Consider the following 23,153-nt stretch of genomic DNA (forward strand, 5'->3'; position numbering starts at 1 on the left):
CGCGACGCGGGCATGGCGCTGGGGGTGCTGCACGACCTCGCGGTGGGCGTCGACGCCGAGGGCGCCGACGCGTGGGCGCTGGCCGACGTGCTGGCCACCGGCGTGAGCGTCGGTGCCCCACCTGACAACTTCACGCCCCGCGGCCAGGACTGGGGCCTGCCGCCGTGGCGGCCCGACCGCTTGGCGCAGACGGGGTACGCCGCCCTGCGCGACATGCTGCGCGCGGTGCTCGACCACGCCGACGGGCTGCGCATCGACCACGTGGCCGGGCTGTGGCGGCTGTGGTGGATCCCGCCGGGCGACGGCCCGGACCGCGGGACCTACGTGCACTACGACGCCGAGACGATGCTGGCGGTGCTGGCCCTGGAAGCGCACCGCGCCGGGGCCATCGTGGTGGGCGAGGACCTGGGCACCGTGGAACCCGAGGTGACGACCGCGCTGGCCGACAACGAGATGCTGGGGTGCGCGGTCGGCTGGTTCACCAGGGACGAGTCGGCGCCCGGCGAGCCGCTGCTGCCGCCTCAGCGGTGGCCGTCCCGGGCCGCGGCGAGCCTGTCGACGCACGACCTGCCCACCGCGGGCGGGTTCCTGCGCGGGGAGCACGTGCGGGCCCGGGCCGAGTTGGGGTTGCTCGACGACGTCGCCGGCGAGCAGGCGAACGCCGACCGGGAGCGTGCGGAGTGGGTGGCCCTGCTGCGCGCCGAGGGGCTGTTGGACGACACCGACGGCACCGACGACAACGACGGCGCCGACGCCGAGGTCGACGACGCTCGGATCATCGTCGCGATGCACCGGCTGCTGGCGGTCACGCCGAGCCGACTGAAGTTGGTGTCGCCCTACGACGTGACCGGGGAACTGCGGCAGCCGAACCTGCCGGGCACCGTGGACGAGTACCCCAACTGGCGCCTTCCGTTGGCGCTCACGCTGGAGGAGTTGCGGGCCGACCCGCGGGTGGCCGAGATCACGGCGCTGTACCGGGAGGGTGGCGAATTCACGCGATCGCCACGGGGATGACTAGTTATGGCCGCGGATGGGAAGACCACCCCCATGCCTCTCACGCTGCAGAAGCCAGTGGCCCCCGCACCGGGTGCCCTCACGGGCACGTCGCGTGCGGACGCGTCCGGGGCCGCCGCCCTCACCGGCATGGTCCGAGGCTGGATGGGCGACGTGGTGCACGTCGACGCCGAGCGGGGTGCGGACATCGAACTGGCGACCTACGAAGCCCTGTCCAACTGCGCCGAGCATGCCTACCGCGACGGCGGCACGAACGCGACGATGCAGGTTCACGCCACCTATGACGTGCGCCGCGACACCGTGCGCGTCTGCGTGACCGACCACGGCCGCTGGGTGGATCCCGCGACGCAGCCCGACGACCTGGCGCGCGGGCGCGGCGTACGGCTGATGCACGCCGTCGCCGACGACGTCAGCATCATGGGGTCGACGTCGGGAACCACCGTGGCCATGAGCTTCTCGGACTGCGTCCGCCGGTCGGCGTAGCCTTCTCTCGACGCCACGGGGGCGACGGGAAGAGGTAACGATGGCCGGTGACGACGCCCACTTCTATCGCCCACGAGAGGGCACGGGGCTGCCGCACGACCCGTTCAACGCCATCGTGGGGCCGCGGCCCATCGGGTGGATCTCCAGCCATGACGCCGACGGCGCCCGCAACCTGGCGCCCTACAGCTTCTTCAACGGCTTCAACTACCACCCGCCGATCATCGGTTTCGCCTCCGTGGGGTGGAAGGACACCGTCGCCAACATCGCGGCCACCGGCAACTTCGTGTGGAACCTGGCCACGCGCGATCTCGCCGAGCGCATGAACGCGACGTCGGCCTCCCTGCCCGCGGACCAGGACGAGTTCGACCGCGGCGGCCTGACGGCCGTGCCCGCCACCGTCGTCACCGCCGCGCGGGTGCTCGAGAGCCCGGTGAACTTCGAATGCCGACTGACCCAGCTCGTCCGGCTGCAGGACGCCGACGGTTCGGAGATCGACACGTGGATGGTGTTCGGGGAGGTGGTGGCCGTGCACATCGACCGTCGCTGGTTGGTCGACGGGGTGTACGACACCGCGGGGCCCCGGCCGATCCTGCGCGGCGGGGGACCGGCGAACTACTCGGAGATCGCGCCCGACGGCGTGTTCCAGATGGAGCGGCCGGCATGAGGGCGCGGACTCTGGCCGTGGGTGCGGCACTGTCGATGGCCACGGGCCTGGCGGCCGCCGCCGTGCCTGCGGCGGCAGAGCCCGCGACCTTGGCGCTGCCGGGCTGTTACGGCGTGGGCTCGCCGCCGGTGGAGCGGCCCGGCGACATCGTCTTCCAGACGTGCGCCGACGGCGGCAAGGAGCTGACCAACCTGGTGTGGAGCGCGTGGGGCCCCGGAGGCGCCGACGGCACGGGCACCTACGGCTACCGCGTGTGCGAACCCAACTGCGCCGCCGGACGTACCGTCACGGTGCCGGTGGTGGTGCACGCCGACGAGCCCGAACCGGCGGCGCCCGGCTCGAAGTGTCCGGCAGGGACGTCGTTCTACGCCAACCTGGTGCTGGCGTACCCCGACGGCCCGCCGGGCCGCGACGGCGGACCCACGAACACGCGGTTCCGCGGCATGCCGGCCACGCTGTACAGCACAGTGGGCGGCGACGGCTCGAACACCTGGCTGGGCAACGTGTTCTGCGCCGGGTAGATCCGCTCACATCGCGTAGCGCCGCACCGACTCGGGGTGGATGACCACGCGGACGTAGGGCTGCGCCAGCAGCGCGTCGCGGTCGGCTCGTCGTGCCGGGTCGCTCAGATCCCAGTAGCGGGCGGCCAGGCGTTCGGCGAGCGCTGCGGCGCCGTCGGGTTCGACGGTGACGGGGCCGGTCACCGCCACCCAGCGTTCGCGTTCCCCGATGGGGGCGGCGACGACGAGCGAGGCGCGCGGATCGCTGTGCAGCCGTCGCATCTTGGGACTGTCGGGCGGCGTGAACAGCGCCAGGGTGTCCTGCGCGGTGAGTTCGAACCACACCGGTCGAGGTTGCGGCGGGCGCGGCCCGTCGGCCGCGGTGAAGAAACCGTGCAGGGGACGCTCGAGCAACTCGCGATCCCGAGGGGTCAGTCCGGTCATCGCCGCCACGCTCCCCGGGCTGCCGCCCGCACCACGTAGTCCTCGAACGGCGTCGGCGGTCTGCCCAACACGGTCTGGACGCCGTCGGCCGGTGCGGCGATCAGGCCGTCGCGCATCAGGGCGAACATGTCGGCCACGTGGCGTGCGTCGTCCGCGGATACGCCGCCTGCGACCAGTGCCGCAACGTAGTCGTCGCTGCCGATCTCCTCGTAGGTGAGGCGACGGTCGGCTGCACGACCGATCAACTCGGTGGCCTCGGCGAAGCTGAGGGCGCGGGGGCCGCTCAACTCGTAGACGCGCCCCGCGTGCCCGTCGGGGCGCAGCAGCGTCTCGGCGGCCACGTCGGCGACGTCCTCGACGTCGATGAACGGCTCGCCGACGGGTCCCGCGGGCAGTGCGAGCGTACCGGCCGTCAACGGCGCCTGAAACAGGTCCTCGTCGAAGTTCTGGTCGAAGTTGTTGGGCCGCAATATCGTCCACTCCATGTCGGAGTTGCGGACGGCGTCCTCGGCGTCGCGCATGTCCAGCCCGAACGTGGAGTCGCCGTAATCGTCGGCGCCCCGGCCGGACAGCAGCACCACCCGGCGCGCGCCGGCGGCGTGCGCGCGGACCACGAAGTCGTGCATCGGACCGGGCTGCGGTGGCGCCACGGCGTACACGGCGACGGCTCCGGTGAGGGCGGCGTCCCAACCCGTCGGGTCGGACCAGTCGAAGGGGACGGCGCTGGACCGCGATGCCGCGCGCACGGGGACGCCGCGAACTCGGAGGCGAGCCGCGACACGGCGGCCGGTCTTGCCGGATGCCGCGAGGACGAGGATGGGGTCGGTGGTCATGTCGTCCAGTCAAGCGGCAACGATCGGACGATTCCATGGGTAATGCGCCGCAATCCCTGTCCAATCGTCTACGGTCGGGGCGTGGTAGACGTGTTCGGTGACCTCTTCCGCGGCGTGCGGGCGCACGGCTCGCTGTTCGGCAGTTCGACGCTGACGCCGCCGTGGGCGCTGCACTTCGTCGACGGCGCGCCGTTGACGTTGTGCACCGTGCTCGACGGCGAGGGGTGGATCGTGCCGGAGCACGGCGAACCCGCCCGACTGCGCGACCGGGACACGGTGGTGGTGCGCGGCCCGTCGACGTTCACGTTCGTCGACCGGCTGGACACCCCGGCGGCGCCGGTGGCGTGCGGGGAGCACTGCGCCGTACCGGAATCGGGCGGGACGCGGCACCGGCGCGGGTGGCTCGACGTCGGCGGCGACGGCGCGGCGACCCTCATCGTCGGCGCGTATCCCGTCAGCGGCGCCATCAGCGCTCGGCTGCTGGACGCGCTGCCGGTGGTGTTGCGCGTCGACGCAGGCGGCACGGGTGACCCGGTGCTCGACCACGTGGCCGCCGAGCTGGCCCACGACGTGCCCGGGCAACAGGTGGTGCTCGACCGGCTGCTCGACTGGATGCTGGTGTGCACCATCCGCGAGTGGTTCGACCGGCCGGGTGGGGCGCCGCCGGCCTGGTGGTCGGCGCTGCGCGATCCGGTCGTCGGCGACGCCCTGCAGCTGGTACACGCGGAGCCGGCGACGGCGTGGACGGTGACGACGCTGGCGTCGCGGGCGGGGGTGTCGCGATCGACGCTGGCCAAGCGCTTCTCCGAACTCGTCGGCGAGCCACCTCTGACCTACCTGACCAACTGGCGCATGACGGTGGCGGCGGATCTGCTGATCGACGACCCGTCGGCCACCATCGCCGACGTCGCCGCGGCGGTGGGCTATGCCGAGCCGTTCGGGTTCAGCGCGGCGTTCAAGCGCGTGCGCGGGATGAACCCCAGCGAGTTCCGGCGCGCCGCAGGGCAGGTTAGGGGGAGGTAACGCCGCGTTACGGCCGGGAAAGGATCGCGCGGCCGCCTTGTTTTAGGTCGGACGTCCGACTACTGTCCCAAGGCAGTGCGATCCGGATCACAGTCGAACGGTTCGCCCGGCTGCGCCATCACACCCGCCTTCCTGCGAGAAACCCCGGGAGACAAGCGATGTCAAGACCAACACCGAATGCGGCCACCGGAGTGACCGCGCCGCCCCACGACGCGTCGCCCGCCACCGGGTACAAGGCCAACCTCGGCACCGGCCGGGTGGCGCTGCTGGTCATCGCCTGCGCCGCGCCGCTGGGATCGGTCATCGGCAACACGCCCATCGGCTTCACCCTGGGCAACGGGGCGGGCCTGCCGGTGGTCTTCCTGGTCGCCGGCCTGGTCCTGGGCTGCTTCGCCGCGGGATACGTCGCCATCAACCGTGCGGTTCCCGGCGGTGGCGGCTTCGCGCGCTACGTCCGCGCCGGCTTCGGCCCGGGCGCCGGATTGGGCGCAGCGTATGCCACCACGCTGGCCTACGGTGCGGGCACCATCGGGATCACCGCTGCAGCAGGCTATTTCGCCGACGTGATCGCCCAAGCGCACGGCCTCGACCTCCCGTGGTGGGTGTACTCCGTGGTGGCCATGGTCATCGTGGGTCTACTCGGCAGGCACGCCGCCGACCTCAGTGCCACCGTGCTGCTGGTGATGATCGTGGCGGAGTTCGCCATGCTCGTCGTGCTCGACGTCCTGATCCTGGCGCGCTCGGGTCTCTCGGCGTTGCCGCTGGACGTCTTCTCGACCGACCAGGTGTTCTCGGGCAGCATCGGGCCCGCGCTGATGATCGCCTTCACGTCGTTCATCGGCATCGAATCCGCCGTCATCTACGCCAACGAGGCGCGCAATCCCGGCACGACCGTCCCCCGGGCGATCTACCTCTGCGTGGGTGCGATCTCGGTGTTCTACTTCCTCACCATCTGGCTGATCATCGGCTCCGTCGGCGTCGACCAGATCGTGCCGCGCACGGAGGTCGCCCAGGGTGACCTGCTCTTCGTGCTCTCGGGCGACTACGGCGGCGGCTGGCTGACGGCGCTCATGCAGATCTTCTTCCTCACCAGCGTGCTGGCCTCGCTGGTGGCCCTGCACAACGCCACCACCCGCTACCTCCAGACGATGGGCACGCAGGGCACCATGCCGAAGTTCCTCGGGACGCTGCATCGCCGCTACCAGGGACCCGCGCGGGCCAGCGAGGCACTGACCCTGCTCACCGCCGTCCTGGTGGCAGCCTTCGCGATCCTGGGTGCCGACCCCTACCTCGGCATCTACACCAGCCTCGGCGGGTTGTTCACCGTGGGCATCGTCGCGATGCAGGGCGCGGTCGCGGTGACCGTCGTGGTGTTCTTCCGCAAGCGCCACGACGGCCGCCTGTGGAAGACGTTGGTGGCACCGGCGATCGGCGCCCTCGGGCTCCTGACGGCGACCGGCCTGATCATCGCCAACTACTCCGTGCTCACCGGCACCGAGGACACGCTGCCGAACCTGCTGCCGTGGCTGATCCCACTCGCCTTCGTCGTGGGGTTCGCCGTCTACCGGAGTCGCCGCGACGTGGTGGTCGACTTCGACCCCGTGCCCGAACCCAGTGAGCGAGCCTGACGTGCTGGGCCGCGTAGCGGTGATCGGACCGCACATCGTCGACGTCCTGGGGCGCCCGGTGACCGAGATCCCGGCCGGGCAGGGCAGTGCCGTCCTCGACGAGATCCGCGTGACGGTCGCGGGTACCGGAGGCGGAGCGGCCGTCGACCTGGCCAAACTCGGTTGCGAGGTCACCTCGTGCGGTGCCGTCGGCGACGACGTGCTGGGTCAGCTGCTGCTCACGCAACTGCGGTCACAGGGCGTGGACACCTCGGGGCTGGTGGTACGCCCCGGCGGCATCACGTCGGCGACCATCCTGCCGATCCGCCCCAACGGGGAGCGGCCCGCGTTGCACGTGCCGGGCGCGACACCGTCCATGACCCCCGAGGAATTGGACGCCGAGACACTGCTGGCGGCCGACGCGGTGCTGCTCGGCGGTCCGGAGACCATGCCGAACCTGTTGTCGCCCAGCGGGATCGCCATGCTGGCCGACGTCCACGCAGCGGGTACGCCCATCTTCGTCGACCTGCTCTACCCCACTCACCCCGACCTGCTCGCGACGCTGAAACCGTTGCTGCCGTTGGTCTCCTGGTTCCTGCCCAACGACGAGCAGCTGTGCGGTCTGGCCGGGCGCGGCGACGTCGAGGAGAGCGCCCGCCTGCTGCTGTCGCACGGCGTCGGCGCGGTGGCGGCGACGGTCGGCGCCCAGGGTGCTCTGCTGGTGCGTCCCGACGCCGACACGGTGGCGATCCCCGCGCTGACCACCACGGTCGTCGACACCACCGGGTGTGGGGACTCGTTCAACGCGGGCATGATCACGGGGCTGCTGCTGGGCTGCGACCCTGAGGACGCCGCGCTGCTCGGCTGCGCCTGCGGTGCCCTGGTGGCCTCCGGTCTGGGGTCGGACGCGGGCATCGTCGACCTTCGCGGCGTACTGGACACGGTGGCCCACGGTCACCCCGACGCCGCCGCCCGCATCCGTGCCCGCGTCACCGCCAACGCCACATCGAGGAGATCATCGTGACCACCACCCACACCAGCGTCGGCAACGCCACCGATCGGCGGCAGCGCCGCATCGACACCGAACTGCGGGATCGCGCCCGTGCCGTCGTACCGGGCGGCATGTACGGGCATCTCGACATGGGTGCGCTGCCCGGCATTCCGCAGTACGTCGCGCGCGCTCGCGGTGCGCGGCTGTGGGACGTGGACGGCAACGAGTACGTGGACCTGATGTGCAGTTGGGGGCCGGTGATCCTGGGCCACGGCGACCCGGTGGTCGAAGAGGCCGCCGAGCGACAGCGGCGCGACGGTGACTGCCTGAACGGACCCGCACCGGTCATGGTCGAGCTGGCCGAGGCCATGGTCGAGGCGATCGAGCACGCCGACTGGGTGATGTTCGCCAAGAACGGAACCGACGCCACCACCATGTGCTGCACCATCGCGCGTGCCGAGACCGGACGCGCGCTGATCCTCGTCGCCGAGGGCGCCTACCACGGCGCCGCGCCCTGGTGCACGCCGTTCCCCGCAGGCGTCACCGCGGCCGACCGCGCGAACCTGCTGTACTACCGCTACAACGACGTCGCCTCGATCCGCGCCGCCGTCGGCGAGCGGGGCGACGACGTCGCCGCCGTGATCGTCAGCCCGTTCCGGCACGACGCCGGATTGAACCAGGAGTTGGTGGATCCCGTCTTCGCGCGCGAGGTCCGGGCGTACTGCGACGAGATCGGTGCCGCACTGATCCTCGACGACGTCCGCGCCGGATTCCGGTTGCACCACGGTGGTAGTTGGGAACCGCTTGGCGTGCAACCGGATCTGACCCCGTGGAGTAAGGCAATCGCCAACGGTCATCCGCTGGCCGCCGTCACGGGCACCGATCGCTTCCGGGACGCGGCGAGCAGCGTGTTCGTCACCGGATCGTTCTGGATGGGGGCGGTGGCCATGGCCGCAGGTCTCGCCACGCTGACCGAGCTGGCCCGCCGCGACGCCGTCACCACGATGCGCGACGTGGGCGAGCAGCTGCGCACCGGCATCCTGGACAGCGCGGGTCGGTGGGGTTTCGACGTGCACTACACCGGACCCGCCCAGATGCCGAACCTGCTGTTCGCCAACGACACCCACCACGAACTGGCCGTCGCGTTCAGCGCGGAGGCGCAGGCGCGCGGTGTCTACGTGCACCCCAAGCACAACTGGTTCGTCTCGGCGGCGATGACGGCCGACGACCTGGACATGGCGCTGACGGGACTGGACGGTGCCTTCGCCGCGCTGCGGGCCCGCGCCCCACGATGAGCGCCGACCTCGACGCCGCGAGGATGGACGTCGCGGCGCGCTGTCGCGAATTGGCAAGCCAGGGACTGGCTTTGGCGGGAGCCGGGAACGTCAGCGTGCGTCGTGGCGACCACGTCCTGATCACCCGTTCGGGACTGCGGTTCGAGCGTGCCGAACCCGACGACGTCACGGTCGTGACGTCGACGGGCGAGGTGGTCGCCGGAGCGCGGCCGTCGTCGGAGACGGGCCTGCACCTGGGCATCTACGCGCGCAGCGCCGCTCAAGCGGTGGTGCACACCCACGGTCGCAGCTCGGTCGCCGTCGGACTGGTCTGCGACCGAATGCCGTTGGTGCACTACAACCTGGTGCGGCTGGGCGGCAGCGTGCCGACGGTGCCGTACGCCGTGTTCGGTTCCGCCGAACTCGCGGCGACGGTGGGCGACGCCGTCGGCGCGGGCTACGGCACGGTGCTGATGCGCAATCACGGCGCGGTGAGCAGTGCCGGGTCGCTGGCCGAGGCCGTCGAACACACGGGCCTGCTGGAGTGGGCGTGCGACGTCTACCTGGCGGCACACGGGCTGGGCTCCCCGGCACTGCTCACCGAGGACGACCTGGCGGCGGTCGTGGAACAGGGCAGTCGGCTGTCGTACGGTTGACGACATGCCGAAGATCGTCGACCACGACGAGCGTCGCGAGGAGATCCTGCGCGCCGCGATCCGGGTCATCGACAACGTCGGTCTGGAGCACACGACCACCCGCGCCATCGCGCAGGAGTCCGGCTACTCCAATGGTGTTCTGAGCCATTACTTTCAGGACAAGGACGACATCCTGCGCTCGATCCTGGTCACCACGCACCGGGAGTTCATGACGCGCGTCGAGGACAGCATGCGCGGCAAGGACGCGTTCGGCCGACTGTGGGCGATGCTGATGCAGAATCTCCCGCTCGACGACGAACGTCGCGTCGAGACGCTGATGGAGATCACCTTCTGGCCGCGCGCGCTGTCGAACCCGGACCTGCGGGAGTTCCAGCGCGAGGCCGCCGACGAGCTGCTGGCCCAGCTGCGCGCCCTCGTCACCGACGTGCGCGTGGCAGGTGGACTCGACAGCGATCTCGGCGACGACGAGATCGCCGAGTTGCTGATCGCCGTCATCGACGGGTTGTCGGTCCATGCCGAGTTGTTCCCGACGCGACTGCCCAGCGGGCGGCAGGAGGCGTTGATGCGCGCACACCTGACCGCGCTGGGGTTCCTCGTCAACGGGCGCCGGTCGCGAAACCCCGCAACACCGTCGCCAGATGCCGCTGCCACAGCTGCCGGCCGGAGCGTGCGGGGTCGACGGCCTCGGACTGGATGACGCCCCGCAGCGCCCACACCGCGGCCGCCACGTCGTCGGGTGTCACCGCCTCGTCGACGGCGCCGGCACGCTGACCGCGCCGCAGCACCTCGACGGACAGGTCGCGTAGTTCGTCGACCAGGCCGCGGGGCGCGAGGTCGCCCCACATCGGCGCCGACAGCCCGGACTTGCGGGCCAGTTCCACGCCGACGGTCCCCAGGAACACCGCCAAGCCCTCGGCGGGGGGCGCCTCCTGGGCTCGGCGGGCGACGTCGAGGAGGTGCTGGAAGAACCCGGCCAGTACCTCGCGGACGAGGGCGTCCTTGTTGGCGAACCGGCGGTACAGGGTGGCGGGACCGACACCGGCGGCGCGGGCGACGTCCTCGAGCGTGGCGGCCGGGCCTCGGCGGGCGAAGACGTCCTCGGCGGCGGCGAGCAACCGGTCGCGATTGGTCTCGGCGTCGCGCCGCATCCGAACTCCTTCGTGATGGCCGGGGAAGCGAAACCGGCGGTCGTGCGTTCACCCTAAATGAAAGCTCGACTATCAGATAGGACACGCTCATGAGCAAGACCTGGTTCGTCACGGGATCGTCGCGCGGGTTCGGCCGCGAACTCGTCCGCGCGGCGCTGGCCGCGGGCGACACGGTCGCGGCCACGGCGCGTCGCCCCGAACAGCTGGCCGACATCTCCGAGGAGTACGGCGACCGCGTCGCGACGTTCCCGCTCGACGTCACCGACCCGGCGGCCGTGGCGACCGCGGTGGCGGCGGCCCGCGAGCGCTTCGGCCGTCTGGACGTGGTGGTGAACAACGCCGGGTACGCCAACGTCGCACCCATCGAGACCGGGTCCGACGAGGACTTCCGCGCCCAGTTCGAGACCAACTTCTGGGGTGTGTACCACGTGTCCAAGGCCGTCATCCCCGTGCTGCGCGCGCAGGGCGGCGGGCTGGTGCTGCAGTTCTCGTCGATGGGAGGTCGCGTGGGCGGCTCGGCAGGCATCGCGTCCTATCAGGCCGCGAAGTTCGCGATCGACGGCTTCTCGCGGGTGCTGCAGAAGGAGACCGCACCGTTCGGCATCCAGGTGGTGGTCATCGAGCCCAGCGGGTTCGCCACCGACTGGGCCGGCGCCTCGATGAGGGTCGCCGACGTCCCATCCCACTACGCCGAGACGGTCGGCGCCATGTCCGCCATCCGAGCCTCGGACGCCGTGTCCGCGGGTGACCCGGCGCGCGCGGCCGAGATCTTGGTGCGGTTGTCGCGACACGCCGACCTGCCCTATCACCTGCCGCTGGGAGTCAATGCGGTCGACGGCTCAATGGCACACGACGAGGCGCTGCTGCGGCAGGATCGCCGGTGGGCGGAGGTGGGGCGATCCGCGGACTTCGGTCAGCCCTATCCCGTCGACTTCCCGCCGAACGACGCGCAGGATGTTACCGATCGGTAGACTCTGCGTCGGAACGGAGGCGTTCGCATGCAACAGCGCTACATGGAGATCCACGGCGAGCGGCTGGCCTACTACGACGAAGGCCCGGCCGGCGGCCATCCCGCGGAGGCCATCCTGCTCATCCACGGGATGGCGGGCAGCGCCCACACGTGGCGCGAGATCATTCCCCGGTTGAGCAGGTCCTATCGCGTCATCGCACCGGATCTGCTGGGACACGGGCAGTCCGCGAAACCGCGCACCGACTACTCCCTGGGGGCGTTCGCGGTGGGGCTGCGCGACCTGCTCGACGAACTGGGCGTCGACGCCGCGACCATCGTCGGACAGTCCCTCGGCGGGGGCATCGCGATGCAGTTCCTCTACCAGCATCCCGACTACTGCCGCCGACTCGTGCTGATCAGCAGCGGCGGACTCGGCCAAGACGTGGGGCTGATCCTACGGCTGCTGTCGGCGCCGGGCGCGGAGCTGATCATGCCGTTGATCGCGCCAGAATTCGTGGTCCGCGCCGGCGACTCGGTGAAGTCGTGGCTCACGTCGCTGGGTCTGCGTTCTCCGCGGGGCGCCGAGATCTGGAGCGCGTACTCCTCGTTCAAGGACGCCAGCACCCGGGTGTCGTTCCTGCGGACGCTGCGCTCGGTCGTGGACTACCGCGGGCAGTCGGTGAGCGCGCTCAACCGGCTGAGCACCCGCGCCGATCTACCCACGCTGGCCATCTGGGGCGAGGACGACGCGATCATCCCGGTCGACCACGCCTATGCCGCGCTCGAGGCCCGGCCGGACTGCCGACTGGAGGTGCTGCCCGGCGTGGGCCACTTCGCCCAGGTGGAGGCACCCAACAAGGTCGTGGACCTGATCGAGGAATTCATCGAGCAGACGAGTGTGGTTGCCGCGCAACGCGGTTAGCGGCCTCAAGCGCTGAGCAGGTGGTCCCCGCCGGTGTAGACGACGCTGGCCGGGTGCGCGGTGGTCGCGGCGTGCACGATGGCCGCGGTGAACGCGGCGCGGTGCACGCGATCGCGGTGGGCGGCCTTACCCTCGCCACCCTCGCCACCCTCGCCGCCCTCGGCGATGCCCTCGACGTTGCGCGGCTGGACCAGCCCGCTGACGGTCGCGCCATCGACCAGGTCCGCCGACACCACGGAGAAGTGGATGCCCGCCCGGTCGAAGGCCGGACGCATGGCGTAGAGCGCGGTCTCCCCGGCACGTTGGCTCGCGGCGGCCGCCGTGTAGCCCTTCGGGACGGCCTTGTGGGGGAAGAAGTGCGCCTGGTGGTTGGTCGCGTAGACGATGCGTGCGCCGGCAGGCATCAGCGGCAGGGCCAGCGCCGCGAGGCGCCGGTTGGCGTCGCGGTTCAGGCGCATCGCCAACCCGAGGTCGCTGCCCGCCCCCACCCGGCTGGAGGCCGTCAGCACCAGCGCGTCGAGGCGACCGAACCGTGCGGCGATGGCCTCGGCCATCGCCGCGGCGTCGGACTCGGCGGCATTGTCGGCGGGCATGATCGTCGCGGCGCCGCCGGCGTCGCGGATGGCGGCGGCCACCCCGCTGGCGCGTTCGGCGTCGCCGCGGTGGTTGACGATCACGTGGGTGTCCGCGCCGGCCAACTGCCGTGCCACCTCGGCGCCGATGCCCTTCGAGGCACCGGTGACCAGGACGATTCGTGCGGGCTCGCGGGTCATGGGGACTCCTTCGACGGTCGGGCAGCTCCTACCGTACACGCCTTTTTAAGAAAAATAAGGACTACATAAGGTCACGGTAAGGCGGAGAATCGGGGGTCACGGCCGGGGTGTCTCCCTGGGCAGGTGCGCGCGCAGCGCGGCGTCCAAGACGCGATCCAGGAGCCGGTCGGGCAGCAAGCGCGCCACCGAGAGCAGGGCGGCTTCCCTTCCGACGGGGTACCGCGTGCGCGGCTTGCGGACGGTGACCGCTTTGGCGATGACGGCCGCCGCGGCGTCGGCGGGCAGGCCGGACCTGGTCGACGCTTCGGCCTGCGCGTTCACGGCCTGCACCAGCCCGCCATAGCGACGACGCTGCGCCGGGGTCATCGCCGCGAGCTGATCGTGGGCGCCGGCGATGGCCCTGCCCAGCATCTCCGTGCGCACGGCACCGGGTTCGATCACGACCACCTGGACCCCATGGCGGGCCACCTCGCGTCGCAGGGAGTCGCTCACGGCTTCGAGCGCGAACTTCGACGCCGCGTACGGACCGTAGGTGGCCATCGCGATCCGGCCTCCCACCGAACTGACGTTGACCACCCGCCCCCGGCCGTCGATCAGCGACGGCAGCAGGGCCTGAATGACGGCAACGTGGCCGAAGAGGTTGACGTCGAACATCTCTCGCCAGCGAGCCATGTCGAAGACCTCGATCGGAACGTTGGCCTGTACCGCGGCGTTGTTCACGACCGCTCGCAGGGTCCGGCCCAGCGGATCCTCCCGCACCCTCGAGGCGAGCGCGTCGACGTGTTCGGGATCGGTGATGTCGAGGATCACGGGCTCGACGTTCGTCCGTCGGATCACGTCGGCGTCGCCGTTTCGTCGGACCCCGGCGAGCACGTGGAACCCACGTCGCGCCATCTCTCGGGCGGTGGCGGCGCCCAGTCCGGTGGAGGCGCCGGTGACGACGACCAGTTGTTCAGTTGACAACGTCATCTGAATGACCGTACGCCTTCAGGTGACAGTGTCAACTAGAGTGGTCGGGACATGAGTCGCCAGGAATCGGCTGCCGCCACGCGCCGCGCCTTGATCGATCAGGCTGCCCAACTGCTGGACGGCGGGGGACTCGACGCCGTCACGCTGCGTGAAGTCGGTGCTCGCGCGGGTGTGAGCCGGGGTGCGCCCTACCGACACTTCACCGACAAGGAGGGCCTGCTCACCGCGGTGGCCGCGGACGGCTGGATGCGCCTCGGCGATCGACTGCGGGAGCTGTCCGCCGACGCCGAGCTTGCCGCCCTCGACACGCTGCGAGCGGCGTTGACGCAGATCATCACCGTGGGCCGGCGACAGCCGCACCTGTACCGGCTGATGTTCCGCCCGCCAGAGGGCGATCCGGCCACCGTGTTCTTGGCCGCACAACGCACGTGCGATGAGTTCCTCGGCATCGTCACCGGAATCCTGGGCACTGGCACGGGCACTGGCACTGGCACTGGCACTGGCACTGGCACTGGCACTGGCACTGGCACTGGCATGCCCGACGACGCCGAACGCTATGCCGCGATGCTCCTGACGGGTGTACACGGTGCCGTGGGCCTCGACATGAGTGGCCTGCTGCATACCGACAAGTGGCAGACCACCGCCGAAGAACTCACCGAGAGCCTGCTCACCCTCATCGACGAGACCGTCCGCCGCGGTCGTGGGTGATCGAGGTCGACACTCGATTCCCTCGCGAGAGGCGTTGCGGCGCACGTCGAACGACAGCCGGCCCTCGCGTTCCGCTGCGGGTGGCGGTCCTGGTCGGCGTGGACAGGGTCTGCGGCACCCGAGCAGAGGCGCTCACGGCGACTCCACGACACCTTCTCGGCCTACCCTGATCGTGCTCTCAGTGCGGTCTCAGCAGCGTGGCGCACCTTGGAAACCATGACGACACCTCCGGGCTACCGCCCCGTGCCACCGGCCCCGCAGGCCTGGTCCCAGTCCCACACCCCGCCGCCCCCGTACGCCGCGCCGCAGCATGCCGGACACCCCGCCGGACACCCTGCCGGACAGCATGCCGGACACCCTGCCGCGCCGCACCACGGCGTGCCGTCCTCGCGTCGCGGACGTCGCGGCGCACTGGTCGTCGGGGCTGCAGCGCTGGCAGTGGTGAGCGGTGGCATCGGCGCGGGGGCGGCCGTGATGGTCGGCGACGCGCACCACGCCCCGGCCGTCACCCACTCGACGAGTCAGCCTGCGGCGTCGCAGCCCGTCGCCGCCCGGCCCGTCGGTTCGGTCGAGGAGGTCGCCGCCAAGGTGCTGCCCAGCGTGGTGCAGCTGTCGGTGATGGAGGGCGATCACGGCGGCGAGGGATCCGGGATCGTGCTGAGCCCGGACGGCCTGATCCTCACCAACAACCACGTGGTGGCCGACGCCGCCCAGGCCGGCGGCGGCGCGACGGCCAAGGTGACCTTCGCCGACGGTCGGTCGACGCCGTTCACGGTCGTGGGCACCGATCCCATGGGCGACCTCGCGGTGGTGCGCGCGCAGGGCGTGTCCAACCTGACGCCCATCACCATCGGCTCGTCCAAGGACGTCAAGGTCGGTGAACAGGTGGTGGCGATCGGGTCGCCGCTCGGGCTGCAGGGCACGGTCACCTCGGGCATCATCAGCGCGCTGAACCGGCCAGTCGCCGCGGGTGACGGCCCGGGCAGCGACGTCTCGGTGATCGAGGCCATGCAGACCGACGCCGCCATCAATCCCGGCAACTCGGGTGGCGCCCTCGTCAACATGAAGGGCGAACTCGTCGGCGTCAACTCGGCCATCGCCAGCATGGGAGGCGGCGCGAGTTCCGGTGGCGGACAGCCCGGTTCGATCGGTCTCGGCTTCGCCATCCCGTCCGACCAGGCCAAGCGGATCGCCGACGAGCTGGTGTCCACGGGTAGCGCCAGCCACGGCTCGCTCGGGGTGCAGCTGAGCACGGACCAGAGCGCCGACACCGCCCAGGGTGCTGCCCTGGCCGACGTCACCGCGGGCGGCCCCGCCGCGCAGGCGGGCGTGCCCAGCGGCGTCGTGGTCACCAAGGTCGACGACCAGGTGATCGACGGACCCGAAGCCCTGGTGGCGGCCATCCGTTCGCGGGCGCCGGGCGACACCGTCGCGCTGACCTACAGCGACGGTTCGGGAGACACGCGCACCTCGCAGGTCACCCTCGGCAAGGCCGAGCCGGTCACCGCGCGACAGCAGTGATCGACCGCGGCACCGGAGCCTCGAAGACGACTCGCAGAATGAGTTGCTCGCCAACCGGTTAGCGCGCGCACGACACCCCTGAGCGGCGGGACTCCAGCAGTCCCGCCGCTCAGTTTTCTTGAGCGTTTCGTCGGTTTTCGATGCGGATGCTGAGCGACGTTCGCATGATCGACCAATGCCGCACGCGTCCGCCCCCGACCGCACGCCCACGATCGTCATCATCGGTGCGGGCAGCGCCGTGTTCACCCGCGAACTCCTCGGCGACATCCTCACCTTCGACGAACTACGCGACGTGCGGATCGTGCTGCACGACATCGACGACGAGCGCCTCGCCACCGCCGAGGCCATCGCCCACGCGACGGCGCGAGAGGCGGGCGCCACGCCTCGGGTGTCGACGAGCCTGGACCGGCGGCGGGCCCTCGACGGCGCCGACTTCGTCATCAACGTGATCCAGGTCGGCATGCACGACGCGACGGTGCGCGACTTCGAGATCCCCGAACGCCTCGGACTGCACCAGACCATCGGCGACACCATCGGGATCGGCGGCGTGTTCCGCGGACTGCGCACCTTCGGCGTACTCGACGGCATCGCCCGCGACATGCTGGAGATCTGCCCCGACGCCTGGCTGCTGAACTACACCAACCCGATGGCGATGAACGTCACCTACCTGCACCGCGTGGCGCCCAGCCTCAAGGTGCTCGGCCTGTGCCATTCGGTGTACTGGACCATGCGCGGCCTGTGCGAACTCGTCGACGTCCCCTTCGAGGACGTGTCGTACTGGTCTGCCGGGGTCAACCACCAGGCGTGGGTACTGCGGTGGGAGCGCGCCGGCCAGGATCTCTATCCGCTTCTCGACGAACGCATCTCGGCAGACCCCGAGCTGCGCCGCCGCGTGCGGGTGGACATGTACCGCCGACTGGGCTTCTACCCGACGGAGACCAGCGAACACTCCAGCGAGTACGTGCCGTGGTACCTGCGGGCCGCGTCCGAGGTCGACCGCTTGCGGCTGAACATCGGCGAATACGTGTCGATCAGCGAGGACAACCTGGCCGAGTACCGCGCCGTGCGCGATCAGCTGGCCGCGGGCCAGGCGCTGCCCATCGACACCGACTCCTGCGAGTACGCCCCGCAGGTGATCCACTCGCTGGTCACCGGCACCGTGCGCGTCATCGCCGCCAACGTGGTGAACACCGGACTCATCACCAACCTCCCCGACGGACTCGCCGTGGAGGTGCCGACGGTGCTCGATTCCCTTGGCGCACATCCGGTACGGGTCGGCGACCTGCCTGCGCAGTGCGCTGCGCTCAACCGCAACTTCCTGGGTCCGGTCGACCTCGCCGTGCGGGCCGCCGTCGACGGCGACCCCCGGCTGGTGCGCGCCGCGGCGATGGTCGACCCCAACACCGCGGCGACGCTCACCGTCGACGAGATCTGGGAACTGTGCGACCAACTGACCGTCGCGCACGGCGACCTGCTGCCAGAGGCACTGCGCACCAAGCTCCAGCCGTCCTAACGAAGGGGTATCACCATGAAACGATCACGGGCCTGGATCGCGTTGTTGGCGATCGCGGCGTTCGTCCTGTCGGCCTGCGGGGGCGGCGGATCGTCGTCGTCGGGTCCCGTCGAGATCGCGGTGTGGCACGGCTACCAGGACACCGAGGGCGAGGTGTTCAAGAGCCTGGTGGCGCAGTACAACTCGGAGCATCCGGACGTCAAGATCAGCGAGCTGTACTCCAGCAACGACCTGGTGCTGCAGAAGGTGCTGACGGCGGTGCGGGGCGGCAGCGCGCCCGACGTCGCTTACATGTTCGGCTCGTGGTCGCCCAACATCGCGCAGATCCCCCAGGTCGTGGACATGGCGGGTGAGGTGTCGGGCCAGGACTGGAACTGGGACGACTTCTATCAGGCCGAGCGCGATGCCGCCACGGTGGGCGACAAGGTGGTGGGGGTACCCGCGCTCGTCGACAACCTGGCCATCGTCTACAACCGCACGCTGTTCGCCGAGGCCGGCGTCGCGCCGCCGACGCCCGAGTGGACGTGGGACGACTTCCGCGCCGCGGCCGCCAAGCTGACCAATCCTGCCAAGGGGCAGTACGGCTGGCTGATCCCCGCCGACGGCAGCGAGGACACCGTGTGGCACTACGTGCCGATGCTATGGGAGGCCGGAGGTGACCTGCTCACGTCCGACGACACCAAGGCGGCGTTCAACTCCGAGGCCGGCGTGCGGGCGCTGGAGACGCTGCAGCAGATGGCCGTCACCGACAAGTCGCTGTACCTGGACACCACCAACGAGAACGGGCCCAAGCTGATGAACAGCGGCAAGGTGGCGATGCTCGTCACCGGCCCGTGGGACCTGAGCCAGCTGTCCGACATCGACTACGGCGTGCAGGTGATGCCGACCTACGCCGGTTCCTCGGGCGGTCATCAGACCATCTCCGGACCCGACAACTGGGTGGTCTTCGACAACGGTGACCAGAAGAAGCGCGCCGCAATCGACTTCGTCAAATGGCTCACCGCGCCCGAACAGGTCAAGGCGTTCTCGCTGGGGACCGGTGACCTGCCGACGCGCACGTCGGTGGGTCGGGATCCGGCCGTGCTGAAGGCGCTCGACGAGAAGGTGCCCGGGTCGGCGACGTTCGTCGAGAACCTGAACAACGTCGAGAAGGTGCGACCCACCGTCGAGCAGTATCCCGACGTGTCAGAGGCGTTGGGCCAGGCCATCGTTGCCGTCATGCTCGGCAAGGAGCAGCCCGCCGCTGCGCTCGACGCCGCTGCGCAGGCGGCCGACGCCGCCCTGGCCGGCAAGTAGGGGTGACCGTGTTGCGTCGCAGCGAGCACGTCGCCGGGTGGGCGCTGGCGAGCCCGGCCGTGGTGCTCATCGGCATCTTCGGATTGCTGCCGGTGCTGATGTCGTTGCAACTGTCGTTCCAGCACTCGGACCTGCTGACGCCGCGGACGCCGTGGGTGGGCCTGGAGAACTACCGCAAGCTGGCCGACGACCCGGTGTTCCTGGAAGCCGTCAAGCACACCATCGTGTTCACCGCACTGTTCGTGCCGGGCACCATGCTGGTGGGCCTGCTGGTGGCGTCGGCCATGAACCGGCCGCTGCGGTTCATCTCGTTCTATCGCACCGCCGCGTACGTGACCATGGCGGTGTCCACGATCTCGCAGGGCATCATCTTCCTGTGGCTCACCGATCGGGACTACGGCCTGGTGAATGCCGCGCTCAACGCGGTGGGCATCGAGTCGCAACCGTTCCTGGCCTCACCGTCGCAGGCGCTGTACGTCATCGTGGCCATCACCATCTGGGGATGGACGGGCTTCGCGGTGATCGTGTACCTTGCTGCGCTGCAGGGCGTTCCGCCAGAACTGCACGAGGCGGCCGCCATCGACGGCGCCGGACCGTTCACCCGGTTTCGCACCATCACCGTGCCGCTGCTGGCCCCGGCGAACCTGTTCCTGGTGGTGTGGTTGACCATCAACGCGCTGCAGCTGTTCGACGAGGTGTACGCGACCACCCGGGGTGGGCCGCTACGCGCCACCACCGTCATCGTCTACTACCTGTGGGACCGGGCGTTCGTGCACTTCGACGCGGGCTATGCCGCGGCCATGGCCTACGCCCTGTTCGTCGTCATCCTGATCGTCACGGCGGTGCAGTTCCGCCTCGGCAGGAAGTACTCGCACCTCTCATGACCCACCTCACCACCCACCTCGACGACGGGCCCACGGTCGCGGCGGCGAACGCCGACGGCCAACCGCCGCAACGACGGCCGCGCCGTCGACGGCGGTTGCCGTTCAGTCCCTGGCACCTGGTGCTCATCCCGCTGTCGTTCGTCCTGCTGGTCCCACTGCTGTGGATGCTCGTCACGTCACTGCAGACCGAGGGCGAGGCAAACCGGTTCCCGCCCAAGCTGTTGCCCGAGACGCCCCGGTTCGAGAACTACGCCGAAGCGTGGGCGGCCGCACCGTTCGGGCACTTCTTCGCCAACAGCGCGATGGTGACCCTGGTGGTGTTGGTGAGCAACCTGCTGGTGTGCAGCCTCGCCGGCTACGCCTTCGCCCGCATCCGGTTCCTGGGGCGCGGCGTGCTGTTCGTGACGCTGATGGCCACGCTCATGGTGCCGTTCCAAGTCACCATGATCCCGGTCTTCCTGATCGTGAAGTGGTTCGGCGACAACGTGTGGGAAGGGCTGGGCATCAACCACATCGGTGCGCTGATGCTGCCCAACCTCGCCACCGCGTTCGGCATCTTCTTCCTGCGACAGTTCTTCCTGACCGTCCCCGTCGAGTTGGAGGAGGCCGCCCGCGTCGACGGCACCTCGCGGCTGGGCGTGCTGTTCAAGATCGTCCTGCCGCTGTCGCTGCCCGCGCTGTCGACGCTGGCCGCACTCACGGTACTGACGTCCTGGAACGACTTCCTGTGGCCGCTCATCGTCATCACCGCCCAGGACCAGATGACGGTTCCGTTGGGGCTGAGCTACTTCCAGGGCGCCCACCGCGTGAAGTGGCCGCTGTTGATGGCGGCCAACGTCATGAGCCTGCTGCCGATGCTGCTCGTCTTCCTGGGCGCCCAGAAGTATTTCGTGCAGTCGGTGGCCAGCACCGGATTGAAGGGATGACACGGTGGCACGAGTAGAGTTCGACGAGGTGACGCGGCGCCATCCCGGCGGGGTGACGGCACTCAAGGGGTTGAACCTCACCATCGCCGACGGCGAGTTCCTGATCCTGGTAGGCCCATCGGGCTGCGGCAAGAGCACGGCGCTGCGTCTGCTCGCCGGACTCGACGAGCCGACCTCGGGAACGATCCGCATCGGTGGCGCCGTGGTCAACGGTGTCTCCCCGGGCGACCGCGACATCGCGATGGTGTTCCAGAACTACGCGCTGTACCCGCACATGTCGGTCTACCGCAACCTGGCCTACGGCCTTCGGCAGCGCCGCACCCCGCGGGCCGAAGCCGATCAGCGGGTCCGCGCGACCGCCGAACTCCTGCAGATCACCGAACTGCTGGACCGCAAGCCCGGGCAACTCTCCGGCGGGCAACGGCAGCGCGTGGCCATGGGACGCGCCCTGGTGCGGCGACCGCAGGCCTTCCTGCTCGACGAGCCGCTGTCCAACCTCGACGCCAAGTTGCGCAACCAGGTGCGCGGCGACCTCAAGCGGTTGCACCGCGAGCTGCCCGTCACGTCGATCTACGTCACCCACGACCAGGTCGAGGCAATGACACTGGGGGACCGGCTGTGCGTGATGTCCCAAGGCGAGGTACAGCAGATCGGCAGCGTCGACGACGTCTACGCCCGGCCCGCCAACACGTTCGTGGCGGCGTTCATGGGCAGTCCACCGATGAACCTGATGCCGGGCGTGGTGCGCGACGGCGTGCTGTCGATCGGCGGTGCCGCCGTGCACGCACTCGAGATCGGCGACGGCCCGGTCACCGTGGGCGGCAGGCCCGAGCACCTGCGTCTGGACTCCGCGCAGGCCGACGGGACGATCCCGGCCCGGGTCGACTTCGTCGAACCGCTCGGCAGCCACGCCCTGGTGACCACCGTCGTCGACGGCACCGACACCCGCGTCATCGTGCAGGCGCCCGCCGCAACGGATCTCGACGCCGGCACGCGGGTCGGCCTGACGCTGCCACCCGAACACACGTACCTCTTCGACGCCGACGGCGGTGCGGCCCTACCGGTCGGCGCCGGCTCCCTGGTCAGCTCCCGAGGTGCACCCGCACCCCACCCTGCCGGAGCTGTGCGAAGCCGTAGCTGAAGTCACCACGACGTCCGATGGACACCACGTAACGCTCCTGGCCCTCGGTGACGGGGAAGGAGAACGCGAACGTGCAGTGGGCCGCGTCGCCGGTGCCGGGGCCCAACGTCGTGGATGCCAGCACCTCTCCCGTGCCGCTCTTGACCGTGACCGGCGTCGCCGGACCCACGTCGGAGTAGCCGTTCTCGCCGTGACAGGAGTGGCCGTCCGCGGCGATGACGTCGACGCCCTGACTGTCGTCCACCACGAACTCGCCTGACACGGTGGCGGTTTCGAGAACGCGGAAGCCGTCGGTGAACGTCGGGCAGAAGGCCTTGACGGCCACTTCGTCGGCCGGCACGCCCTGCTGTGGTTCACCGTCCTCGAGTCGGCGGCACACCTGGTGACCGTGGGCGACGGCGTTGGCGTCGGAGCTGAACTGGTCGGTCAGGCCGGCATCGCGCAGTGCGGCCAGATAACCCGCCTCCGGCGGGATCGCAGGCGGGCCGTGCTGATCACGCAGCAGCGCCCACGCGATGCCCGCGGCGAGTACCAGCACCATGCAGGCCAGGCCGCTGCCGAACCACGTCGACCGGATGCCCGTGCGCGAGCTGGACACCCGGACGTAGCGCGGCAGCATGGCACCACCGGTCGCGTCGTCGAACTGGCGGCGGCCGTTGCGCACCCGGTTGGTCGGGCGATCGGTGACGTAGTAGCGACCCTCGAAGCGCGCGGTGGGATCCGGACGCCACCCGGTGGCCGCGGCGGCGTGCGCGGCGCACCGCAGGCAGTCACCACTCCTGTCGACGCGACCCCCGCAGTACCGGCACGCCATGTCCCCTCGCCCCGTCATCCGTGCGCGGGCACCCCACCCGCGCGTCGACCCGTTCCATCATCACACCGGGGTCGTCGACGCTGCGCGGATCCACGTGACT

General features: G+C 70.3%; 25 protein-coding genes. 19 read left to right on the top strand and 6 right to left on the bottom strand.

Annotation, left to right across the window (positions count from 1 at the left end; genetic code table 11):
• The 4 genes from AC30CM_RS05125 to AC30CM_RS05140 form a co-directional block, all read left to right on the top strand.
• Positions 1–1,014, top strand: a 1,014-nt coding sequence (locus tag AC30CM_RS05125; RefSeq protein ID WP_490115750.1) for a 4-alpha-glucanotransferase, incomplete at its 5' end; no start/stop codon positions are given.
• 33 nt (positions 1,015–1,047) lie between these two features.
• Positions 1,048–1,497: an ATP-binding protein gene (locus tag AC30CM_RS05130; RefSeq protein ID WP_490115751.1), complete on the top strand. Its 450-nt coding sequence runs from the start codon at positions 1,048–1,050 to the stop codon at positions 1,495–1,497.
• 40 nt (positions 1,498–1,537) lie between these two features.
• A complete protein-coding gene (locus tag AC30CM_RS05135; RefSeq protein WP_490115752.1) occupies positions 1,538–2,161 on the top strand; it encodes a flavin reductase family protein in 624 nt (207 codons plus the stop codon).
• Complete coding sequence (locus AC30CM_RS05140) at positions 2,158–2,682, top strand: hypothetical protein (RefSeq protein ID WP_490115753.1); 525 nt, start codon at positions 2,158–2,160, stop codon at positions 2,680–2,682. The genes AC30CM_RS05135 and AC30CM_RS05140 overlap by 4 nt, the downstream gene beginning before the upstream one ends.
• Positions 2,683–2,688: 6 nt before the next feature.
• Here AC30CM_RS05140 and AC30CM_RS05145 read toward each other — a convergent pair whose 3' ends face one another.
• Both AC30CM_RS05145 and AC30CM_RS05150 read right to left on the bottom strand, forming a co-directional pair.
• Positions 2,689–3,105 carry a pyridoxamine 5'-phosphate oxidase family protein gene (locus AC30CM_RS05145; protein ID WP_490115754.1) on the bottom strand — a complete coding sequence of 139 codons (417 nt, stop codon included), beginning with the start codon at positions 3,103–3,105 and terminating at the stop codon, positions 2,689–2,691.
• A complete protein-coding gene (locus AC30CM_RS05150) occupies positions 3,102–3,938 on the bottom strand; it encodes an NAD(P)H-binding protein (protein ID WP_490115755.1) in 837 nt (278 codons plus the stop codon). The genes AC30CM_RS05145 and AC30CM_RS05150 overlap by 4 nt, the downstream gene beginning before the upstream one ends.
• A gap of 81 nt (positions 3,939–4,019) precedes the next feature.
• On the opposite strand from AC30CM_RS05150, the gene AC30CM_RS05155 reads away from it, so the two are divergent.
• From AC30CM_RS05155 to AC30CM_RS05180, 6 genes are all read left to right on the top strand, one after another.
• A complete protein-coding gene (locus tag AC30CM_RS05155) occupies positions 4,020–4,961 on the top strand; it encodes an AraC family transcriptional regulator (RefSeq protein WP_490115756.1) in 942 nt (313 codons plus the stop codon).
• A gap of 158 nt (positions 4,962–5,119) precedes the next feature.
• Complete coding sequence (locus AC30CM_RS05160; protein ID WP_490115757.1) at positions 5,120–6,589, top strand: APC family permease; 1,470 nt, start codon at positions 5,120–5,122, stop codon at positions 6,587–6,589.
• Positions 6,576–7,592: a carbohydrate kinase family protein gene (locus tag AC30CM_RS05165; RefSeq protein WP_490115758.1), complete on the top strand. Its 1,017-nt coding sequence runs from the start codon at positions 6,576–6,578 to the stop codon at positions 7,590–7,592. The genes AC30CM_RS05160 and AC30CM_RS05165 overlap by 14 nt, the downstream gene beginning before the upstream one ends.
• Positions 7,589–8,854 carry an aminotransferase class III-fold pyridoxal phosphate-dependent enzyme gene (locus AC30CM_RS05170; protein ID WP_490115759.1) on the top strand — a complete coding sequence of 422 codons (1,266 nt, stop codon included), beginning with the start codon at positions 7,589–7,591 and terminating at the stop codon, positions 8,852–8,854. The genes AC30CM_RS05165 and AC30CM_RS05170 overlap by 4 nt, the downstream gene beginning before the upstream one ends.
• Positions 8,851–9,489: a class II aldolase/adducin family protein gene (locus tag AC30CM_RS05175; RefSeq protein ID WP_490115760.1), complete on the top strand. Its 639-nt coding sequence runs from the start codon at positions 8,851–8,853 to the stop codon at positions 9,487–9,489. Before AC30CM_RS05170 ends, AC30CM_RS05175 begins: the two co-directional genes overlap by 4 nt.
• Positions 9,490–9,493: 4 nt before the next feature.
• Positions 9,494–10,186, top strand: coding sequence for a TetR/AcrR family transcriptional regulator (locus AC30CM_RS05180; RefSeq protein ID WP_490115761.1), 693 nt, complete (start codon positions 9,494–9,496; stop codon positions 10,184–10,186).
• On the opposite strand, the gene AC30CM_RS05185 is transcribed toward AC30CM_RS05180, so the two are convergent.
• The gene (locus AC30CM_RS05185; RefSeq protein WP_490115762.1) at positions 10,086–10,637 is read right to left on the bottom strand and encodes a TetR/AcrR family transcriptional regulator; all 552 of its coding nucleotides are present in this window, start codon (positions 10,635–10,637) and stop codon (positions 10,086–10,088) included. The genes AC30CM_RS05180 and AC30CM_RS05185 overlap by 101 nt on opposite strands.
• A gap of 89 nt (positions 10,638–10,726) precedes the next feature.
• On the opposite strand from AC30CM_RS05185, the gene AC30CM_RS05190 reads away from it, so the two are divergent.
• Entirely contained in the window at positions 10,727–11,608 is an 882-nt protein-coding gene (locus AC30CM_RS05190; RefSeq protein ID WP_490115763.1) for an SDR family NAD(P)-dependent oxidoreductase, read from the top strand.
• A 27-nt stretch (positions 11,609–11,635) separates the two neighbouring features.
• A complete protein-coding gene (locus tag AC30CM_RS05195) occupies positions 11,636–12,508 on the top strand; it encodes an alpha/beta fold hydrolase (protein ID WP_490115764.1) in 873 nt (290 codons plus the stop codon).
• A 5-nt stretch (positions 12,509–12,513) separates the two neighbouring features.
• Here the strand turns inward: AC30CM_RS05195 and AC30CM_RS05200 are convergent, their stop codons facing one another.
• Positions 12,514–13,281: an SDR family oxidoreductase gene (locus AC30CM_RS05200; RefSeq protein ID WP_490115765.1), complete on the bottom strand. Its 768-nt coding sequence runs from the start codon at positions 13,279–13,281 to the stop codon at positions 12,514–12,516.
• A gap of 96 nt (positions 13,282–13,377) precedes the next feature.
• The gene (locus AC30CM_RS05205) at positions 13,378–14,250 is read right to left on the bottom strand and encodes an SDR family NAD(P)-dependent oxidoreductase (RefSeq protein WP_490115766.1); all 873 of its coding nucleotides are present in this window, start codon (positions 14,248–14,250) and stop codon (positions 13,378–13,380) included.
• A gap of 51 nt (positions 14,251–14,301) precedes the next feature.
• Here AC30CM_RS05205 and AC30CM_RS05210 point away from each other — a divergent pair, with 51 nt between their 5' ends.
• The 7 genes from AC30CM_RS05210 to AC30CM_RS05240 all read left to right on the top strand — a co-directional run bounded on the left by AC30CM_RS05210 (position 14,302) and on the right by AC30CM_RS05240 (position 22,239).
• Complete coding sequence (locus tag AC30CM_RS05210; protein WP_490115767.1) at positions 14,302–14,958, top strand: TetR/AcrR family transcriptional regulator; 657 nt, start codon at positions 14,302–14,304, stop codon at positions 14,956–14,958.
• A gap of 216 nt (positions 14,959–15,174) precedes the next feature.
• Entirely contained in the window at positions 15,175–16,479 is a 1,305-nt protein-coding gene (locus AC30CM_RS05215; RefSeq protein ID WP_490115768.1) for a S1C family serine protease, read from the top strand.
• Between the two features lie 175 nt (positions 16,480–16,654).
• Positions 16,655–17,992: an alpha-glucosidase/alpha-galactosidase gene (locus tag AC30CM_RS05220; RefSeq protein WP_490115769.1), complete on the top strand. Its 1,338-nt coding sequence runs from the start codon at positions 16,655–16,657 to the stop codon at positions 17,990–17,992.
• A 15-nt stretch (positions 17,993–18,007) separates the two neighbouring features.
• Positions 18,008–19,288, top strand: coding sequence for an ABC transporter substrate-binding protein (locus AC30CM_RS05225; RefSeq protein WP_490115770.1), 1,281 nt, complete (start codon positions 18,008–18,010; stop codon positions 19,286–19,288).
• 8 nt (positions 19,289–19,296) lie between these two features.
• On the top strand, positions 19,297–20,172 hold the full coding sequence (locus tag AC30CM_RS05230) for a carbohydrate ABC transporter permease (RefSeq protein WP_490115771.1): 876 nt from the start codon (positions 19,297–19,299) through the stop codon (positions 20,170–20,172).
• Positions 20,169–21,098 carry a carbohydrate ABC transporter permease gene (locus AC30CM_RS05235; protein ID WP_490115772.1) on the top strand — a complete coding sequence of 310 codons (930 nt, stop codon included), beginning with the start codon at positions 20,169–20,171 and terminating at the stop codon, positions 21,096–21,098. The genes AC30CM_RS05230 and AC30CM_RS05235 overlap by 4 nt, the downstream gene beginning before the upstream one ends.
• Positions 21,099–21,102: 4 nt before the next feature.
• Positions 21,103–22,239 carry an ABC transporter ATP-binding protein gene (locus AC30CM_RS05240; RefSeq protein WP_490115773.1) on the top strand — a complete coding sequence of 379 codons (1,137 nt, stop codon included), beginning with the start codon at positions 21,103–21,105 and terminating at the stop codon, positions 22,237–22,239.
• On the opposite strand, the gene AC30CM_RS05245 is transcribed toward AC30CM_RS05240, so the two are convergent.
• Positions 22,181–23,071, bottom strand: a complete 891-nt coding sequence (locus tag AC30CM_RS05245; RefSeq protein ID WP_490115774.1) for a DUF732 domain-containing protein — start codon at positions 23,069–23,071, stop codon at positions 22,181–22,183. The two genes, AC30CM_RS05240 and AC30CM_RS05245, sit on opposite strands and share 59 nt — an antisense overlap.
• Positions 23,072–23,153 lie beyond the last annotated feature (82 nt).

The sequence above is a fragment of the Mycobacterium sp. DHQP2018-32-09 genome (genome assembly GCF_058148405.1).